This window comes from Yinghuangia sp. YIM S10712, assembly GCF_051388935.1.
Taxonomy (GTDB): Bacteria; Actinomycetota; Actinomycetes; order Streptomycetales; family Streptomycetaceae; genus Yinghuangia.
The window spans coordinates 859,936-877,152 of the sequence record NZ_JBPKBI010000001.1; the positions used below are offsets into that span (position 1 = coordinate 859,936).

Sequence of the window (17,217 nt, forward strand, 5' to 3'; positions counted from 1 at the left end):
GCCGCATCACGAAGAACACGAGGCCGCCGCCGAGCAGCAGCACCGCGCCGCCGCCCATGTACAGCGCCGCGTTGCTGTCGCTGCCGCCGGTCTCGGCCAGTTCGGGGCCCTGGTTGCCCGCGGCGGGCGGCACGCTCGCCGGCGCGGACGGGATCGGCGTCGGCGACGACGCGGGCGGCGGGGTGCCGCCGCCACCGCCGGTGGTCGACGCGGTCTTGCAGTCCAGGACGCCGGTGAACTCCTTCAGCGGCTGGTTGTCCGGGCCCATGATCTTGATCGTGTAGGCCTGGTCCTCCTGGACCTTGACGAGCTGCGTCGTCGTCTCGCCCGGCTTCACCGTCGACTTCTTGCCGTCCAGCGTGAAGTCGAACGGCGCGTCGCCCTTGTTGGTCGCGGTGACCTCGACGCCGCCGTCGGCGCACTTCTGCTCGGCGGTGAAGTTCGGCAGCGCGCCCTTGAGCGCCCACGACGCCTTGGCGTCGGCGTCGGCCTTGACCGACTTCTGCTGCGCGAGGATCAGCTTCTGCGACGCCTTGTCGTTGTGCTGGTTCTTGCCGTTGAAGATGCGCCCGGCGTCGAGCTTCGACGTACCGGAGACCTCGACGGTCGCGGAGCCCTTGTCGCTGCCGGCGGCCGGCTTGACGTACAGCTCATCGCCGTTGCCGGCCTTGGTGACCGGGTTGCCGTCCTTGTCGACGAGCTTGGTGCCCTCCGGCGCGCCGGCGCCCAGCGCCGCGTCGATGGCCTTGCCCTGGGCGTTGGTCTTGACGGTGAACGGACCGATGCCCGGAGTCGCGCTCGGAACGCCGCTCTGCTCGGTGGGGTCGAGTTCGAGCGAGATCTTCGGCTCGGCGTTGTCGGCGGCGGTCGCCTTGCCGATCAGGTACTTGTAGAGCTCGGTGATGTCCTTCTGTTCATCGTCCTTCAGATCGACCTTGTCGCTGAAGTGCCAGATGGCCGCCTGCGTCGCGGCGGCGGCTTCCTTCACATCGAGCCCGGGCACGTTCGCCGCCGTCTTCAAATCCTCGACGGATTTGGTCGGGTACGAATTCAGCAGGACCCATTTGATCTTCGCCCTGCGCTCGGCGGCGTCGGCGCCCGACGGCCAGGTGCTGCCCCATTCGCCTTCCTGGTATTTGTTGCCGGGCGAGGTGGGGTTCCCGAAGTCGACGCAGTACACCAGCAGCGTTTCGCCTGTTTCCAGCTCCAGGCTCATCAGACCGGCGCCGATCTTGTCCTTGTGGCCGGCCAGGGCAAGGCCGACCGAGTCGCCCTTGTTGTCACCGTCGACGTCGGCGAAGCCCTTGTATGTGCCCTTGACGCCTTCCGCGTGCGCCGGGGCGGCCAGGGCGAGCGTCCCGCCCACCGCCAGGGCGGAGACCGCCGCGATCGCGGACAGCCGCGAGGCCGTCCTCCGGTCTTGCCTACGGAGCATGAGTCGCACTCCCTCGATTAGGGGTCGATCGACAGATTGGGGACGGCGGGACGACAGCCGCCGACTGACCGTTTGCAGCCTAGGGGCGGGAATCAATATCAAATCGAATTGTCACAGCGTTGTTCCAAGGCCTTTACCTTTCTCGGGAACGACCTGCCGCCGGGCAGGAATTAATCGCACTGTCGACAATTGCCGAGCCATTTTCCGGCAAACGCATAATTCGTCGGGAAACCGTCGCCGAATGCCTGATAGCGTCCCCTTCGCTGGATTTCGGGCAAAGCGCCGGTGCGCGCCGCCACGTCCCCGGCGGGCCGCGCCGCAGGCGGCGTGAGACCGGCGGTGCCGAGTACGGGACAATCGTGGGTAGACCTCCGTGGCCCCGCCCCGCGACCCGCGCCACGGAAACGGCCCGGCACCCGTGGATCAGGAGACCCCCTTGAAGGCGCAGACACTCGACGGCAAGGCGACCGCCGCCCAGATCAAGTCCGAGCTCGCGGTCCGAGTCGAGGCACTGAAGGCGAAGGGGATCACCCCCGGCCTCGGCACGGTGCTTGTCGGCGACGACCCCGGCAGCCACTCGTACGTGCGCGGCAAGCACCGCGACTGCGCACAGGTCGGCATCGCGAGCATCCAGCGCGAACTGCCCGGCACCGCGACCCAGGAGGAGGTCGAGGCGGTCGTCCGCGAGCTCAACGAGGACCCCGCGTGCACCGGCTACATCGTGCAACTCCCGTTGCCCCGCGGGCTCGACGCGAACCGCGTCCTGGAGCTGATGGACCCCGAGAAGGACGCCGACGGCCTGCACCCGACCAACCTCGGCCGCCTCGTCCTCGGCCAGGAAGCCCCGCTTCCGTGCACCCCGCGCGGCATCGTCGAACTGCTGCACCGCTACGACATCCCGATCAACGGCGCCGACGTGTGCGTCATCGGTCGCGGCGTCACCGTCGGCCGCCCGATCGGGCTGCTCCTGACCCGCCGCACCGAGAACGCGACGGTGACGCTGTGCCACACGGGCACGAAGGACCTGACCCGGCACGTTCTGGGCGCCGACATCGTGGTCGCCGCGGCAGGCGTCGCGGGCCTCGTCAGCGCCGACATCATCAAGCCGGGCGCGGTCGTTCTGGACGTCGGCATCACCCGCACCGACCAGGGCCTCGTCGGCGACGTCCATCCGGAGGTCGCCGAGAAGGCGGCGTGGATCGCTCCGATGCCGGGCGGTGTCGGTCCGATGACGCGGGCGATGCTGCTGACGAACGTGGTGGAGGCAGCGGAACGCGCGCTGTAATCACCGTCGTTGCCCGTCCTGCGGCCGGAACGCGGTTTCCGGGACTGCGCCGGTTCTCCGCTTCGCCCCGAACATCGCGTTCCGGCCCCGGACTTGCCCCCGCCTGCCGCGCCGCCTCCGGCTCGGCGAAGTCCGTTCGGCGGGGGCCGCGATCCGTATGTCCGTCGCGAAAGCCGTTTCCGGGGCGGCGGGTTGGGGCGTGACGGAGCGTGAGCCCGCTCGCTCGTCGGACGTTTCCGCCCGGGCCCGGCGGCGACGCCCGTCGAGGCCGTACAGTGAAAGCCCCGACCACCACAGCGCCAGGAAGGCATCACGCATGGCCGACACGCCGGCTCGCGGCCTGCGGCTCGCGCGGGGCGAGGCCGCGTCCCACCTGCGCGCGGTGGGGTGCGTGCGATGACGTGGAGCGCGTTCGGGGGGTCGCGGCCGTCGGGGCACGACGGTGCGTCGAGCGGCGGTTCCGTTCCCGGGCACGGCGGTGCGCCGGGGCAGCATCCCGCCTCCGAGTACGGCGACGCCTACCGCCACCCCGGCGCGTACGGTGACGCCCGGGGACACGGACCGCAGGCCCCCGGGCCGTACGGCCCGCAGCCCGGAGCGTCCGACGCGCACGGTCGCGGCGACAGCGGGCACGACGAATCCGGCTACCGCCCCGTGCCCGGCCGTATCGGCCACCACCCCGGCCATCCTCGCCCGATCGGTGAGTCCTCGGACCCGGCGGCCCCCACGCGCACCGCGTCCCGCGATGCCGCGCGGGCCGGACGCCACCCCGGCTCGCCGGCCGACGGCACCTACGTTCCCGAAGGCGGTGCGTCGCCGACCGGCGTCGGCGGACTGCGCGAGTGGCCCGCGCTCGTCGTGCTGGCGTTGCTCGCCGCGTCGCTGGTGGTCGCGGCGGTGTCCGGATTTCGCCCCGGGACGCTGATGATCGGCGGGACGTTCGCCGTGGCCGCGATATTGCGGCTCTTCGTCCGCGACGTCGGAATCCTCGCGGTCCGAAGCCGTTTCACCGACGTCATGGTGATGCTCATGTTCGGCGGGACGGTCGTGGTTCTCGGACTCATGGTCCCGCCGCCGCTCATCGACCTCCCGTGGGTGCCGAAGCGCACCGGCTGACGGCGTTGTTCGCGCAGCCGCGCCGGGCCTCGCCCCTCATCCGGAGAGCGTTTCCCGGAGAAACGCGGTGATCTCCTCCCGCGCTGCCTTCGCCTGGGGCACCACGCCGGGCATGCTGACGAACGCGTGGGTGGCGCCCGCGTGTTCGGTGAGCCGTACGGGGGTGCCGACCGCCTTCAGGCGTTCGGCGTAGGCGCGGCCGTGGCCGGCGGCCGGATCGAGGGTCGGCACCACCACGAGCGCCGGAGCCAGCCGGCTCAGATCGTCGGCGTGGAGCGGCGACACGGACCGAGCGTCGGTGCCGACGACCGGGCCGAGCTCATGGCCGCCGCGATCCACTGGATCGCGGCGAAGGTCGCCGAACCGGGGGTGGGTGACGCGTTCGCGGGGGTGTTCAGTGACGCGGTCAGTGACCCGGCGCTGCGGGAGGTGCTGTCCACGCGATTGCAGGACCCGTACCGGATCGCGATTCAGGAAGCGCTCGGCGAACCGGAGCACCGGGTGCTGTTCTACATCGACGTCATCGTCGGGACGATGCTCCACCGCATGGGCATGACCGGCGCACCCATGGTCGAGGAGGACGTCGCCGCACTGGTCGAAATGGTCCTGCGGCACTTCGGCGAGAGCACCGCCCCCAAGCGGAACCGCGGCGACACCGACCGCTGAGCGCACGTCGCCCCGGACGGACTCCGCCGGTCGTCCCGAAAGCCGCCGCGCCGCGGGCACCGAACGCGTCCCCGTGGCGTTTCCCACATGGCGCGCGGGACCGTCCATCCGGCCCGTCCGGGCGGAGTAGGGTAACGGGGGAATTATCTCGATCCCGAGATAACCCTTGCCCGGGAACCCTCACCCAGGAGATCGCCACGATGACCCGCACGCCCGTCAACGTCACCGTCACCGGCGCGGCCGGCCAGATCGGCTACGCACTGCTGTTCCGCATCGCCTCCGGCCACCTGCTCGGCCCGGACGTGCCGGTCAAGCTGCGTCTCCTGGAGATCCCGCAGGCGGTCAAGGCCGCCGAGGGCACCGCCATGGAGCTGGACGACTGCGCCTTCCCGCTGCTCAAGGGCATCGACATCTTCGACAACCCGACCGACGGGTTCGCGGGTGCCAACATCGCGCTGCTGGTCGGGGCGCGTCCGCGTACCGCCGGCATGGAGCGCGGCGACCTTCTCTCCGCCAACGGCGGGATCTTCAAGCCGCAGGGCGAGGCGATCAACGCCGGTGCCGCGGACGACATCAAGGTGCTCGTCGTCGGCAACCCGGCCAACACCAACGCCCTGATCGCGCAGCAGCACGCGCCGGACGTACCGGCCGAGCGCTTCACCGCGATGACTCGCCTCGACCACAACCGCGCGCTCACGCAGCTCGCGAAGAAGACCGGCGCCGCGGTGGACGAGATCAGCCGCCTGACCATCTGGGGCAACCACTCCGCGACGCAGTACCCGGACATCTTCCACGCGGAGATCTCCGGCAAGAACGCCGCCGAGACGGTGAACGACGAGGCGTGGCTCGCCGACACGTTCATCCCGACCGTGGCCAAGCGCGGTGCGGCGATCATCGAGGCCCGCGGCGCCTCCTCGGCCGCGTCGGCGGCGAACGCGGCGATCGACCACGTGCACACCTGGGTCAACGGCACCGCCACCGGTGACTGGACCTCGATGGCCGTGGTCTCCGACGGTTCCTACGACGTGCCCGCCGGCATCATCTCGTCGTTCCCGGTCACCTGCACGGGCGGCAAGTGGGAGATCGTCCAGGGCCTGGAGATCAACGACTTCTCGCGCGCCCGCATCGACGCCTCCGTCCAGGAGCTCGTCGAGGAGCGCGACGCGGTGCGCGAGCTCGGCCTGATCTGAGCGGTCGGCAACCGAGCGCCCGGCAACCGAGCCGAACGGAAGGGGTGTCGTACCGTCGCGCGAACACGCAGCGGTACGGCGCCCCTTCAGTCGTTGCCCGGGCGCTCCAAAAGCCTGCTCAGCACCACCTCGCTGTGCGTGGCCATGACGACCGGCTCCTGCCGGATGCGCTCCAAAACCGCTTCGAGGTGGCGCACATCGGCGGCGATGAGTCTGACCACGGCATCGGGCTTGCCGGTGACTGTCTCCGCGCGGATCACCTCCGGGTGGCGCTCCAGGCAACTGCGCAGTGCGGCAGGGGTGGTGCGTGGTTCGCAGAACAACGCGACGATCGCCTCGGTGGTCCAGCCCAGGGCATGGGGGTCGATTCGGGTGGTGAAGCCCTTGATCACCCCGGTGCCGCGCAGCCGGTCCACGCGGCGTTTCACGGCGGGCGCGGAGAGACCGACGCCCGTGCCGATCTCCGAGTAGCTGGCGCGGGCGTCCCGGATCAGATGCGCGACGATCTTCTCGTCCAGGTTGTCCAGGGCCACGCGACCCATGGTGGGCCCTGCGGTGTGGACCGCGTGGCGCTTCGGGGATTTCCCACTCGCACGTGCGATGGTTCGTACGTGTGTTCGAACCAGACATAACGAACGGATTGCGTACGGGTAGCGACGGGATCACGGCCCGGCCGGTGCGTCTATGGTGGCTGTGCTTGGAAGCGGCGGCACCCGTGCACGGGCGCCGGCTCCGGGGGGCTCCACACGTGCAACCGACGGAAGTGTCCGATGCGCCAACACACGACTTGCAGCCTGCGCGTGCGCGTGGCGGCCACCGCCGCCGCGGTGGCCGGCACCTGCGCCGCCCTGACCGCGCCGGCCTCGGCTGCCCCCGGCCCGGTGTCCGAGCCCGTGTCCGTGCCGGCGGCGTACGCCGCCGCGGCGCCTGCCCCCGAGGCCGCCGGCCCCGCCGGACAGGACCCCGACTCGGCCCCGGCCCAGGGCGGCCATGTGTCCGAGGACGGTGGCAGCGGCGACATCGCCCCGGCCATGACCGTCCTGACCTTTCTCGGCCTCGGCGCGATAGCCGTGGCGGTCACCGCCGACAAACGCCGCAAGTCCGGGTACTGAAGCCCTCGTTCGCGACAGCGGACGCCCCGGCCGCCGTCAGCCGCTCGCCAGCACCGCCCGCAACTGGTCGAGCGCCCAGACCAGATCGGCCTCCTCGATCACCAGCGGCGGAGCGATCCGGATCGTCGAGCCGTGGGTGTCCTTCACCAACACCCCGCGCGCCATGAGCGCTTGCGACACCTCACGACCCGTGCCGTGAGCGGGGCTGATGTCGACGCCGGCCCACAGGCCGCGACCGCGCACCGCCGTCACCGGTCCGCCCACCAGGGCGTTCAGTTCGCGGTGCAGGTGGTCGCCCAGCTCCGCCGACCGCTGCTGCATCTCGCCGGTCCGCAGCATCTCCAGCACTTCCAACCCCACAGCGCACGCCAGCGGGTTGCCGCCGAACGTCGAACCGTGTTCGCCCGGCTTGTAGACGCCCAGCACCTCGCGCGACGAGACGACCGCCGACACCGGCAGCACTCCGCCGCCCAGCGCCTTGCCCAACACGTACATGTCCGGGACCACGTCCTCGTTTTCGCACGCGAACGTCCGGCCGGTGCGGCCGAGGCCCGACTGGATCTCGTCGGCGATGAACAGCACGTTCCGCTCCGTGCAGACGCGCCGCACCTCGGCGAGGTGGCCGGCGGGCGGCACGAGCACGCCCGCCTCGCCCTGGATCGGCTCCAACAGCACCGCCACGATGTCCGGGTCGCCTTCGACGACGTTGCGCAGCGTCTCGGTGTCGCCGTACGGCAGCACCACGAACCCCGGTGTGTACGGCCCGAAATGGCGCTTGGAGTCGGGGTCGGTGGAGAAACTCACGATCGTGGTCGTGCGGCCGTGGAAGTTCTCCGTCGCGACGACGATCTTCGCGCGGCCGTCCGGCACGCCCTTGACCTCGTAGCCCCACTTCCGCGCGGTCTTGATCGCGGTTTCCACCGCCTCCGCGCCGGTGTTCATCGGCAGCACCATGTCCATGCCGCACAATTGCGCGAGTTCGCGGCAGAACACCCCGAACTTGTCGCTGTGGAAAGCGCGGCTGGTGAGCGTGACCCGGTCGAGCTGCCGCTTGGCCGCCTCGATCAGCCGAGGGTTGCGGTGGCCGAAGTTCAGTGCCGAGTATCCGGCGAGCATGTCGAGGTAGCGGCGGCCGTCGACGTCGGTCATCCACGCACCCTCGGCGTGCGCGACCACGACGGGGAGCGGGTGGTAGTTGTGCGCGCTGTAGGTGCCGGCGAGCGCGATGAGTTCTTCGTCGTGCCTGATCATGGCGTCCTTCCGCCCGACATCGAACAATCGTGAGGACAATCCCGAAGAATCCGGACTGTCAACGATTGTCGCGCAGTTCGAGCACGCAGCTGCGGACCCCGACGCCGAATCCCGCGAAGCGCGACATGTCGAGCGCGACGGTGCGGAACCCGTGCCGGGCCAGCTGTGCCGCCAATCCCGGCGCGCGGTCGGTGAGGACGACCGTGCGCCCGTCGCAGATCGCGTCCAGCCCGCCGGCCAGCGTGTCCTCCTCCCCGACGGGGATCCGCTCGGGGAAGAGCCGGGCCAGCCGCTCGCGCGCCCCGGCCGAGAACGCGGCGGGGTGGTACGCGATGGTCTGGTCGGTCAGTACCGTCATCGCGCTCCCGAGACGGGTGATCCTCGGATGCGTCAGCTCCAGCGGCACGACCGGCAGCCCCAGGAACTCGCCCGCCTCGGCGTGCGCCCGGGCCTCGGTGTGCGGCCCGCAGGCGGCCAGCAGGTGGCTTCCGGTGGGGATCAGATCGGTCTCGCCCTCGTGGGCGAAAACCGGTTCGAGCCGCGTCGGATAGCCGCGGTCGGCGAACCAGCGCAGATAAGCCGGCGTCTCCGGCTGCCGGGCCATGCTGCGGTAACGCGCGCCCAGCACACGCCCGTTGACCACCGTCGCGGCGTGCGCGGCGAACACCATGCCCGGCAGCCCGCCGCGTGGCGGGATCAGGCTGACCGTGTGCCCGAGCCGCAGCAGAACCTCGCGCAGCCGCTCCCACTGGTCCATGGGCGAGTCCGCGTCGACCGCCGCGCCGCGTGCCGTCAATTTCGCGCGCGTCGCGGAGCCGTCCTCGGCGGCTGGCTGGTTCGGGGCGCTCGCCGCGGCGCGGAGCGGCGTCGTGCCCTCGGCCGCCGGGTCGTCCGCTCCGCCCGCGTGCGGGGTGTCCGCCGCCCCGCCGCTGTGGTGTGTCGGCGGGCACATCACGTAGACCCGCCGCGACGCCTGCCTGCCGACCGCTTCGCGGCGGGGGCGCGGCCGGGGCAGCCGGGCCCGCCGCGACGAGCGGGAGGACGCGGACGGCGACAAGGTGCCGGCCCCGGCCGTGGACGGGGAGAAGATCAGGCGCACGCGTCCTCCTGGAACACCCCCGCCCGCGCGGGGCCGACCCGAAACACCCCCGCCGCGCGGGGCCGACGAGACCACGTCCCCGCAGGCGCGGGGCCGACGCTGGTTCTGCGGACGGCGGCGTGAACGTGAGGGCCCCGGGGTCTCCGGTGCCCGGCCGTGCCCGCCACGCCCTTCCGTCACCGACACGAGTCGTCACCCTGGATGCCCGGCCTGCGACCCTGAGTGTCGGCTTTGCCAGCCTAGGCCGATCGGACCACCCGGTAAATGCGAGATCGTTGCGCACTCGGCCCGGTTCGTTGCAGTTCGCATCGGCTCGGTGGCGCATCGTTGCGGCGCCCGGGTGTTCCCGCGCGCCGTCCGCACGCTCCCCGCTCCCGCGTTCGAGCCCGCGCACGCCACCGGTCGGGGGCTCTCACCTCGGCCGTGCGCACCCGGCGTGACGACCGTGACACCGCGATCCCGCGGACCCGGGCCGGAGCAGCCGTGCGCGCCTGCGAGAATGGAGCCTATGGCTTCGACCGTCTCGACGCGCCCTCGCGTGCTGTCCGGCATCCAGCCCACCGCCGGCTCGTTCCACCTGGGCAACTACCTGGGTGCCGTGCGGCAGTACGTCGCGCTGCAAGACGCCAACGACGCCTTCTACATGGTCGTCGACCTGCACGCCATCACCGTCCCCCAGGACCCCGCCGAACTGCGCGCGAACACCCGGATCTCGGTCGCCCAGTTGCTGGCCGCAGGCCTCGACCCGGACCGCTGCGCGCTTTTCGTGCAGAGCCACGTGCCCGAGCACACCCAGCTCGCCTGGGTGATGAACTGCCTGACCGGCTTCGGCGAGGCGTCCCGGATGACGCAGTTCAAGGACAAGTCGGCCAGGCAGGGCAGCGACACGGCGACCGTCGGGCTGTTCACGTACCCGGTGCTCCAGGTCGCCGACATCCTGCTCTACCAGGCCAACGCCGTGCCGGTCGGTGAGGACCAGCGCCAGCACCTCGAACTCACGCGCGACCTCGCCCAGCGCTTCAACGCGCGCTTCGGCGAGACGTTCACGGTCCCGGACGCGTACATCGTCAAGGAGACCGCGAAGATCGTCGACCTCCAGGAGCCGACGGTGAAGATGAGCAAGTCGGCGTCGTCGCCGAAGGGCATCGTCAACCTGCTCGACCCGCCGAACCAGACGGCGAAGAAGATCAAGAGCGCCGTCACCGACACCGGCACCGAGGTCCGCTACGACGAGAAGGAGAAGCCGGGCATCAGCAACCTGCTGACCATCCACGCGGCGATCTCCGGCACGCCGATCCCGGAGCTGGAGGAGCGCTTCGCCGGCCGTATGTACGGCGACTTCAAGAAAGAGGTGGCCGAAGTGCTCGTCGACTTCGTGACGCCGTTCCAGGAGCGGTTCCACACATACCACGACGACCCGGCGGAGCTGGACCGCACGCTGGCCAAGGGCGCGGCCAAGGCGCGCGAGGTCGCGTCGGTCACGCTCGCCGAGGCGTACGACCGCGTGGGCTTCCTGCCGCCGGTCGCGCTCGGGTCCGGGGCCTGAGGGCGGCTGCGGGGCCGGACATGCGCACGATCGGTGTCTCCATCGCGATTCCCGAGCCGTGGGGCGCGCAGCTCCAGGACTGGCGGGCGAGCTTCGGCGATCCGCTGGCCAGGGCCATCCCGACACACGTGACGCTGCTGCCGCCCACCGAGGTGGAGGACGCGGCGCTCGACGAGATCGAAGCGCACCTGCTCGCGGTCGCCGCGGCGGAACGCCCGTTCCCGATGATCCTCCGCGGCACCGGGACGTTCCGGCCCACGTCACCGGTGGTCTTCATCCAGGTCGCCCGCGGCATCACCGACTGCGAACGCCTCGAACAGGCAGTGCGCTCGGGCCCGTTGCTCCGCGGTCTGCACTTCCCGTACCACCCGCACGTGACCGTCGCCCACGACCTCCCCGACGACGTGCTCGACCGGGCCTTCGACAAACTCTCCGGTTATGAGGCGGAGTTCCGCGTGGACGGCTTCAGCCTGTACGAACACGGGCCCGACGCGGTGTGGCGCCCAAGAAGCGCATTTCCGTTCCAGGCGACGCAAATCTAGCCGGCGGCGCGAATCGCGTTCCGGTCCCCGGAAAACGGGGCACACGTTGACGCGTGGCGATCAAGGACAAGATGCGGACCCTGCCTGTTGTGGGCCGCACGATGCGTGCGTACGAGCGGTACACCGAACGCGACGGGAACTTCTCCGCCGCGGCGGTCACCTTCTACGGGTTCTTCTCGTTGTTCCCGCTCATCGCGCTCGCGGCAGCGGTCGTCGCCGCGGCGCTGAGTCCGGGCCGGGTGCAGGACCTCCAGGACAAGATCGCCGACGAGATCCCCGGGATCGCCGACAAGATCAACTTGTCGTCGCTGGTCGACAACGCCGGGGCGGTCGGGGTCGTCGGCGGTGTGCTGCTGCTCATCTCCGGCCTGGGCTGGGTCGAGGCGCTGCGCCCGTCGATCCGCAAGATGTGGTTCGAGGACGAGGCCAAGCCCGAAGGGGTGACCGCGACGCTGGCCGCGAAGGCCAAGGACGTCGGCGTGCTCGTCGGCCTCGGCCTCGCGATGGCGCTGTCCGTCGGCGCGTCGACGTTCGCCACCAGCGTCATCGGCCGGATCTCGGAGACCATCGGCCTGGACGACAACCCGGCCGGGCGCGTGTTGTTGCAGATCGCCGCGTTCGCGGTCGCGGTCCTGGCGAGCCTGGTGTTGTTCCTGTACCTGCTGGTCGGCATGCCGCGCCTGACGATGCCCCGCCGTACCGCGCTGCTCGGCGCGCTCATCGGTGCCATCGGCTTCGAGATCCTCAAGCTCATCGTCGCGTCGTACATCTCGGGCGTCGCGAGCAAGAGCATGTACGGCGCGTTCGGTGTGCCGATCGCCCTGCTCCTGTGGATCTACTTCGTCACCCGGCTCCTGTTGTTCTGCGCGGCGTGGACCGCGACGGACAAGAAGGCGGTGCAGTGGGTGCGCGAGCACCATGACGAGGGCGCGCACGCGCGCGACCAGGCCGAGGGCGAGAACGCGTCCGAGTGGCACGCCGAGAAGGCGCCGACGGACGCGCGCCCGCGGAACCGAGACGCGCACGGCGGCCCGCACGGCGCCCGTGCCGCGGGCCGCGCCGAAGGAACCGGTCCGGCGCGCCGGCCGTCCGGGAAGTCCGTGGGCGCGCTGCGCGGCTACGCCCTCGGCATGCTCGGCACGGCCGGGGCGGGTGTCGCGTTGGAGCGCTTCACCCGCCGGTCACGCGGCGGTCTCTGAGTCACGCGGCGGTCTCTGACCCGGCGTCAGCAGCCGGATCACCTCGCGTTCGAAGCACCGAGGGCGCTCAGGGCAGGATGTCGTCCTCGAAGTGCACGGTCGGTTCGGCCCATCCGCGTCGTCGGATGAGGACCAGCGTGGTCCCGCCGACCAGCAAGGCGGCCGGAATGCCGACTCCCGCCCACAGGCCCCACGCGACGCCGCCGTCCTGGGACGCGCCGGCCTTCGCCACCTCGGGGAGCGTGGGCTCGGGTGCGGGGGTCGCCGGCGGTGCCGAGGCGACCGGCACGGCCTCGCCGTCCGGGTCGGACGGGTCGAGCGGATCGACGAGTTCGCCGATCGGCTTGGCCGTCTGGGCCTGGGCGAAGCCCCAGTCGAGCAGCTTCCCGGTGAAGTCGTAGACCTTTCCCTTGGACCCCACGTGCATGATGCTCACCAGCAGGGTCCGGCCGTCGCGAGTCGCGGCGCCGACGAACGTGTTCTTCGCGTTGCTGGTGTAGCCGTTCTTGACGCCGATCATCCCGGGATACGTGCGCAGCATCGTGTTGGTGTTCGTGATGCCGAACGTCGTGTTGTCCTTGCCGGGGAACTGCGCGTCCTTGCGGGCCGCGTACATCCGGAAGTCGGGGTTCTTCATGCCCTCCCGGGCGAACAGGGCGAGGTCGTACGCCGACGACACCTGGCCCGGCGCGTCGTAGCCGTCGGGTGAGACGACGTTGGTGTCGTGGGCCTGGAGCATCTTGGCCCGGGAGTTCATCTCCGCGACCGTCGCGTCGATGCCGCCGTTCATGTGGCACAGCACGCGTACCGCGTCGTTGCCGGAGGGCAGGAACACGCCGTTCCACAGGTCCTCGACGCGATACGTCAGGTTCTCCTTGACGCCGACGGCGCTGCTCCCGGCCCCTATGCCGACCAGTTCCTCGGGTTTGACAGTGTGCGTGGCGTTGCGGTCGAGTTTGGGCAGCACGGTGTCGGCGAACAGCATCTTGAGCGTGCTGGCCGGCGCGAGCTTCCAGTGGGGGTTCTTTGCGGCCAGGATCTGACCGGACGTCATGTCGGCGACCAGCCAGGAGTACGCGTCGACCGCGGGCAACGGCGGCGCTCCCGGCGGTAAATCGGCCTGCACGCCCGGCAGGGCCAGTCGTTCGCCGCCCAGGGACGACATGTCCGGCGGCGGGGGCGGCTCGGCGGCTGCGGGAGGAGGTACGGCTTCGGGTGCGCGCGGGACCGCTCCGACCGCCGTGGGAGTTCCCCCGAGGAAGACCGCGACCAGTACCGCACCGACGGCGGCGAGACGCATCGCCGGTCCAGACCTGTATGACATGCGGATGAGCGTAACTGTGGCCCCCACCTGCGGAGCAGACAAGAACCCCCCGCATACTGGACACGGACAGGACTGTGACCGAACGGCGTAGTGCGCGCCCCGGCCAACCACCGCCACCCCGGGCCCGAATCCCGGTCAGACCCCGTCGAATCCCCCCTCATCGGAAGAAACAGGTGCAGCCATGCGCATAGGCCGCAAGACCTCGGGCTTCCTTCTGCTCTTCGGGGTGTGGACGTGGATCCTCTGGCCGAACTTCCTGAAGAACATCTGGCAGGACGAGAAGTCCTGGAACGACGGGCCCACCGCGTTCTTCCTGGTCCACTTGGCGCTCACCGTCGTGTCGTTCGCCGCGGGCAACGCCATCGGCTGGCTCGGCGTCCGGGGGCTGCGGGCCAACCGCCGTACGGACACCGCTGATTCGGTCGGCGCGGAACGCGAGCGCGTGCCGAGCCCCTGATCCGCCCGGGCCCGGCATCCCCGGTATCCCGCCGACCCGGCGTCACCCGGGCGGAGGTTACCGTTGAACGATGCCCGCCTCGAACCCTCCCGTCGCCGCGGGATGCCCCGCAGGCACAACCGGCGATCTTCCCGACGGACCCGGGCTGTTCACCCGGGAGTTCATCGCCGACCCGTACCCCGCGTACGCGCACCTGCGCGAACACGCGCCCGTGCACCGCACGACGCTGCCCAGCGGCGTCGAGGCGTGGCTGGTCACGCGCTACGCCGACGCCCGTCAGGCCCTGGCCGACCAGCGGCTCAGCAAGAACCCACGGCACTCCGAACAGGCGTGGAAACAAGGCAAGGTCGGCGTGCCCGGCGAGCAGCGCTCCGGCATCGGGGCGCACCTGCTCAATCTCGACCCGCCCGACCACACGCGCCTGCGGCGCCTGGTGTCCAAGGCCTTCACACCGCGCCGCGCGGAGGCGTTCCGGCCGCGCGTGCAGGAGTTGACGGACCGGCTCATCGACGGTTTCGCGTCGCGCGGCGAGGCGGACCTGATCCACGACTTCGCGTTCCCGCTGCCCATCTACGCCGTGTGCGAACTGCTCGGCGTGCCGGCCGAGGACCAGGACGACTTCCGCACCTGGGCCGGGATGATGATCCGACACGGTTCGGGGCCGCGCGGGGGAGTGGCCCGCGCGGTCCGGCACATGCGCGGCTACCTGAAGGACCTCATCCACCGCAAGCGTGCGGACCTGCGCGGCGACGCGTCCGGCGCCCCGGCCGACGACGACCTGATCACCGGACTGATCCGGGCAAGCGACCACGGCGAACACCTCACCGAGGACGAAGCCGCAGCAATGGCCTTCATCCTCTTGTTCGCCGGATTCGAGACGACCGTCAACCTCATCGGCAACGGTCTGCTGACGCTCCTGACCCACCCCGAGGCGCGCGCCGCACTCCAGCGCGAGCCACAGGCGCGGATCGGCCTCGCCATCGAGGAACTGCTGCGCTACGACGGGCCGGTGGAGCTTGCGACGTGGCGCTTCACGACGTGCGACACGCCGATCGGCGGCGTCGTCGTACCCGAGGGCGAACCCGTACTCGTGGTGCTCGCGTCGGCCGACCGCGATCCGAGGCGGTTCACGGACCCGGACACCCTCGACCTCGGCCGCACCGACAACCCCCACCTGGCGTTCGGTCACGGCATCCACTACTGCATCGGGGCTCCGCTGGCCCGCCTGGAGGGGCAGATCGCCATCACGACCCTGCTGCGCCGCCTGCCGGACCTCGAACCGGCCGAGCCCGCGGGGGAGCTGCGGTGGCGCGGCGGGCTCATCATGCGGGGGCTCCAACGACTGCCGGTGCGTTTCACCGCCGAGGAATACACCAACAGAATGTGACAAACCATTCCAGCGAGACGGGAGTAATCTCCCGGGATGCGTCGTTTGGCACCTTAGGCTGAGCGATAGGCTTTTTCGCGTCGTCCGGGCAGGAAACGGATCACCGGCAGCAAACCGGGCATCCCCGGCCCCGCGAAGCCGACACCGCTGAAGAAGGGGAACACATACCGATGCCGCTCTCCCGCCCGGCTGCCGCAACCACGACGGCCCGGTCGCTCTCCGGCGACCTTTACGACGAGGTGCTGCGCCGCAACCCAGGCGAACCGGAGTTCCACCAGGCGGTACGCGAAGTCCTCGACTCGCTCGATCCGATCCTCGCGGTGCGCCCGGACTTCGTCGACGCCCGGCTCCTGGAGCGCATTTGCGAACCGGAGCGGCAGGTCATCTTCCGGGTGCCGTGGCAGGACGACACCGGCACGGTGCGTGTCAACCGCGGCTTCCGCATCGAGTTCAACAGCGCCCTCGGCCCTTACAAGGGCGGCCTGCGCTTCCACCCGTCGGTCAATCTCGGCATCGTGAAGTTCCTCGGTTTCGAGCAGATCTTCAAGAACGCCCTCACCGGCCTCGCGATCGGCGGCGGCAAGGGCGGCAGCGACTTCGACCCGCAAGGGCGGTCGGACGCCGAGATCATGCGCTTCTGCCAGTCGTTCATGACCGAGCTGTACCGGCACCTCGGCGAGTACACCGACGTGCCGGCCGGCGACATCGGCGTCGGCGGGCGCGAGATCGGCTTCCTGTTCGGCCAGTACCGCCGCATCACCAACCGCTGGGAGGCCGGCGTGCTGACCGGCAAGGGCGCCGGCTGGGGCGGTTCGGCGGCGCGGCCCGAGGCCACGGGCTACGGCAACGTGCTGTTCGCGTCCGCGATGCTGGAGCAGCGCGGCGAGGAACTGGCCGGCCAGCAGGTCGTCGTGTCCGGCTCGGGCAATGTGGCGATCTACTCGATCGAGAAGGCGCAAGCCCTCGGTGCGAACGTCCTGACCGCGTCCGACTCCTCGGGCTACGTCGTGGACGAGAAGGGCATCGACCTCGAACTCCTCAGGCAGGTCAAGGAGATCGAGCGCGGCCGGATCAGCGAGTACGCGGAGCGCCGGGGTGCGTCGGCTCGCTTCGTGGCGGACGGCAGCGTGTGGGACGTCCCCGCCGACGTCGCGCTGCCGTCGGCCACCCAGAACGAGCTCGACGCCGACGCCGCGCTGGCCCTCGTCCGCAACGGCGTCAAGGCCGTCTCCGAAGGCGCCAACATGCCGACCACCCCCAAGGCCCTCCGCGTCTTCCAGGAGGCCGGCGTCGCCTTCGGCCCCGGCAAGGCCGCCAACGCCGGCGGTGTGGCGACCAGCGCGCTGGAGATGCGCCAGAACGCGGGCCGGGAGTCGTGGGCCTTCGACGTCGTCGAAGCGGAACTCGCCGCGATCATGCGGAACATCCACGACACCTGCTTCGCCACCGCGGAGAAGTACGGCCACCCCGGCGACTACGTCCTCGGCGCCAACATCGCCGGTTTCGAACGCGTGGCGGACGCGATGCTCGCCCAGGGCCTCATCTGACACACAGCCACCCGACCGGGGGGGGGGGGGGGGGGGGGGGGGGGGGGGGGGGGNGCGCCAA

General features: G+C 70.7%; 17 protein-coding genes. 11 read left to right on the forward strand and 6 right to left on the reverse strand.

The window, feature by feature from the left end; translation table 11 throughout:
* A partial coding sequence (locus ACRX5W_RS04040; protein ID WP_436786473.1) for a thioester domain-containing protein occupies positions 1-1,435 on the reverse strand: 1,435 nt, incomplete at its 3' end.
* Positions 1,436-1,871: 436 nt separating this feature from the next.
* Between ACRX5W_RS04040 and ACRX5W_RS04045 the strand changes: the two genes are divergently transcribed.
* Together ACRX5W_RS04045 and ACRX5W_RS04050 are read left to right on the forward strand one after the other, a co-directional pair.
* Positions 1,872-2,720: a bifunctional methylenetetrahydrofolate dehydrogenase/methenyltetrahydrofolate cyclohydrolase gene (locus tag ACRX5W_RS04045; protein ID WP_436786474.1), complete on the forward strand. Its 849-nt coding sequence runs from the start codon at positions 1,872-1,874 to the stop codon at positions 2,718-2,720.
* Positions 2,721-3,116: 396 nt separating this feature from the next.
* Complete coding sequence (locus tag ACRX5W_RS04050) at positions 3,117-3,836, forward strand: DUF3017 domain-containing protein (RefSeq protein ID WP_436786475.1); 720 nt, start codon at positions 3,117-3,119, stop codon at positions 3,834-3,836.
* Between the two features lie 36 nt (positions 3,837-3,872).
* Here the strand turns inward: ACRX5W_RS04050 and ACRX5W_RS04055 are convergent, their stop codons facing one another.
* The gene (locus ACRX5W_RS04055; protein ID WP_436786476.1) at positions 3,873-4,121 is read right to left on the reverse strand and encodes an alpha/beta hydrolase; all 249 of its coding nucleotides are present in this window, start codon (positions 4,119-4,121) and stop codon (positions 3,873-3,875) included.
* On the opposite strand from ACRX5W_RS04055, the gene ACRX5W_RS04060 reads away from it, so the two are divergent.
* Both ACRX5W_RS04060 and ACRX5W_RS04065 read left to right on the forward strand, forming a co-directional pair.
* Positions 4,107-4,502, forward strand: a complete 396-nt coding sequence (locus ACRX5W_RS04060; protein ID WP_436786477.1) for a TetR-like C-terminal domain-containing protein — start codon at positions 4,107-4,109, stop codon at positions 4,500-4,502. The genes ACRX5W_RS04055 and ACRX5W_RS04060 overlap by 15 nt on opposite strands.
* Before the next feature lie 200 nt (positions 4,503-4,702).
* Positions 4,703-5,692: a malate dehydrogenase gene (locus ACRX5W_RS04065; RefSeq protein WP_436786478.1), complete on the forward strand. Its 990-nt coding sequence runs from the start codon at positions 4,703-4,705 to the stop codon at positions 5,690-5,692.
* 86 nt (positions 5,693-5,778) lie between these two features.
* Here ACRX5W_RS04065 and ACRX5W_RS04070 read toward each other — a convergent pair whose 3' ends face one another.
* A complete protein-coding gene (locus tag ACRX5W_RS04070) occupies positions 5,779-6,225 on the reverse strand; it encodes an Lrp/AsnC family transcriptional regulator (RefSeq protein ID WP_436786479.1) in 447 nt (148 codons plus the stop codon).
* A 237-nt stretch (positions 6,226-6,462) separates the two neighbouring features.
* On the opposite strand from ACRX5W_RS04070, the gene ACRX5W_RS04075 reads away from it, so the two are divergent.
* A complete protein-coding gene (locus tag ACRX5W_RS04075; protein WP_436786480.1) occupies positions 6,463-6,804 on the forward strand; it encodes a hypothetical protein in 342 nt (113 codons plus the stop codon).
* Between the two features lie 36 nt (positions 6,805-6,840).
* On the opposite strand, the gene rocD is transcribed toward ACRX5W_RS04075, so the two are convergent.
* Positions 6,841-8,055, reverse strand: coding sequence for an ornithine--oxo-acid transaminase (gene rocD / locus ACRX5W_RS04080; protein WP_436786481.1), 1,215 nt, complete (start codon positions 8,053-8,055; stop codon positions 6,841-6,843).
* A 58-nt stretch (positions 8,056-8,113) separates the two neighbouring features.
* A complete protein-coding gene (locus tag ACRX5W_RS04085) occupies positions 8,114-9,154 on the reverse strand; it encodes a dimethylarginine dimethylaminohydrolase family protein (RefSeq protein ID WP_436786482.1) in 1,041 nt (346 codons plus the stop codon).
* Positions 9,155-9,662: 508 nt separating this feature from the next.
* On the opposite strand from ACRX5W_RS04085, the gene trpS reads away from it, so the two are divergent.
* Genes trpS through ACRX5W_RS04100 form a run of 3 tightly spaced genes read left to right on the forward strand, consistent with a single transcriptional unit; the run spans position 9,663 to position 12,441 of the window.
* On the forward strand, positions 9,663-10,700 hold the full coding sequence (gene trpS, locus ACRX5W_RS04090) for a tryptophan--tRNA ligase (protein ID WP_436786483.1): 1,038 nt from the start codon (positions 9,663-9,665) through the stop codon (positions 10,698-10,700).
* A 20-nt stretch (positions 10,701-10,720) separates the two neighbouring features.
* On the forward strand, positions 10,721-11,242 hold the full coding sequence (locus tag ACRX5W_RS04095) for a 2'-5' RNA ligase family protein (protein ID WP_436786484.1): 522 nt from the start codon (positions 10,721-10,723) through the stop codon (positions 11,240-11,242).
* Positions 11,243-11,295: 53 nt separating this feature from the next.
* Positions 11,296-12,441, forward strand: coding sequence for a YihY/virulence factor BrkB family protein (locus ACRX5W_RS04100; RefSeq protein WP_436786485.1), 1,146 nt, complete (start codon positions 11,296-11,298; stop codon positions 12,439-12,441).
* A gap of 67 nt (positions 12,442-12,508) precedes the next feature.
* Here the strand turns inward: ACRX5W_RS04100 and ACRX5W_RS04105 are convergent, their stop codons facing one another.
* Complete coding sequence (locus ACRX5W_RS04105; RefSeq protein WP_436786486.1) at positions 12,509-13,765, reverse strand: D-alanyl-D-alanine carboxypeptidase family protein; 1,257 nt, start codon at positions 13,763-13,765, stop codon at positions 12,509-12,511.
* Between the two features lie 181 nt (positions 13,766-13,946).
* Here ACRX5W_RS04105 and ACRX5W_RS04110 point away from each other — a divergent pair, with 181 nt between their 5' ends.
* From ACRX5W_RS04110 to gdhA, 3 genes are all read left to right on the forward strand, one after another.
* Positions 13,947-14,222: an SCO4848 family membrane protein gene (locus ACRX5W_RS04110; RefSeq protein WP_436786487.1), complete on the forward strand. Its 276-nt coding sequence runs from the start codon at positions 13,947-13,949 to the stop codon at positions 14,220-14,222.
* A gap of 70 nt (positions 14,223-14,292) precedes the next feature.
* Entirely contained in the window at positions 14,293-15,609 is a 1,317-nt protein-coding gene (locus tag ACRX5W_RS04115) for a cytochrome P450 family protein (RefSeq protein WP_436786488.1), read from the forward strand.
* 170 nt (positions 15,610-15,779) lie between these two features.
* Entirely contained in the window at positions 15,780-17,156 is a 1,377-nt protein-coding gene (gene gdhA / locus ACRX5W_RS04120) for an NADP-specific glutamate dehydrogenase (protein ID WP_436786489.1), read from the forward strand.
* The last annotated feature ends 61 nt before the right edge of the window (positions 17,157-17,217 follow it).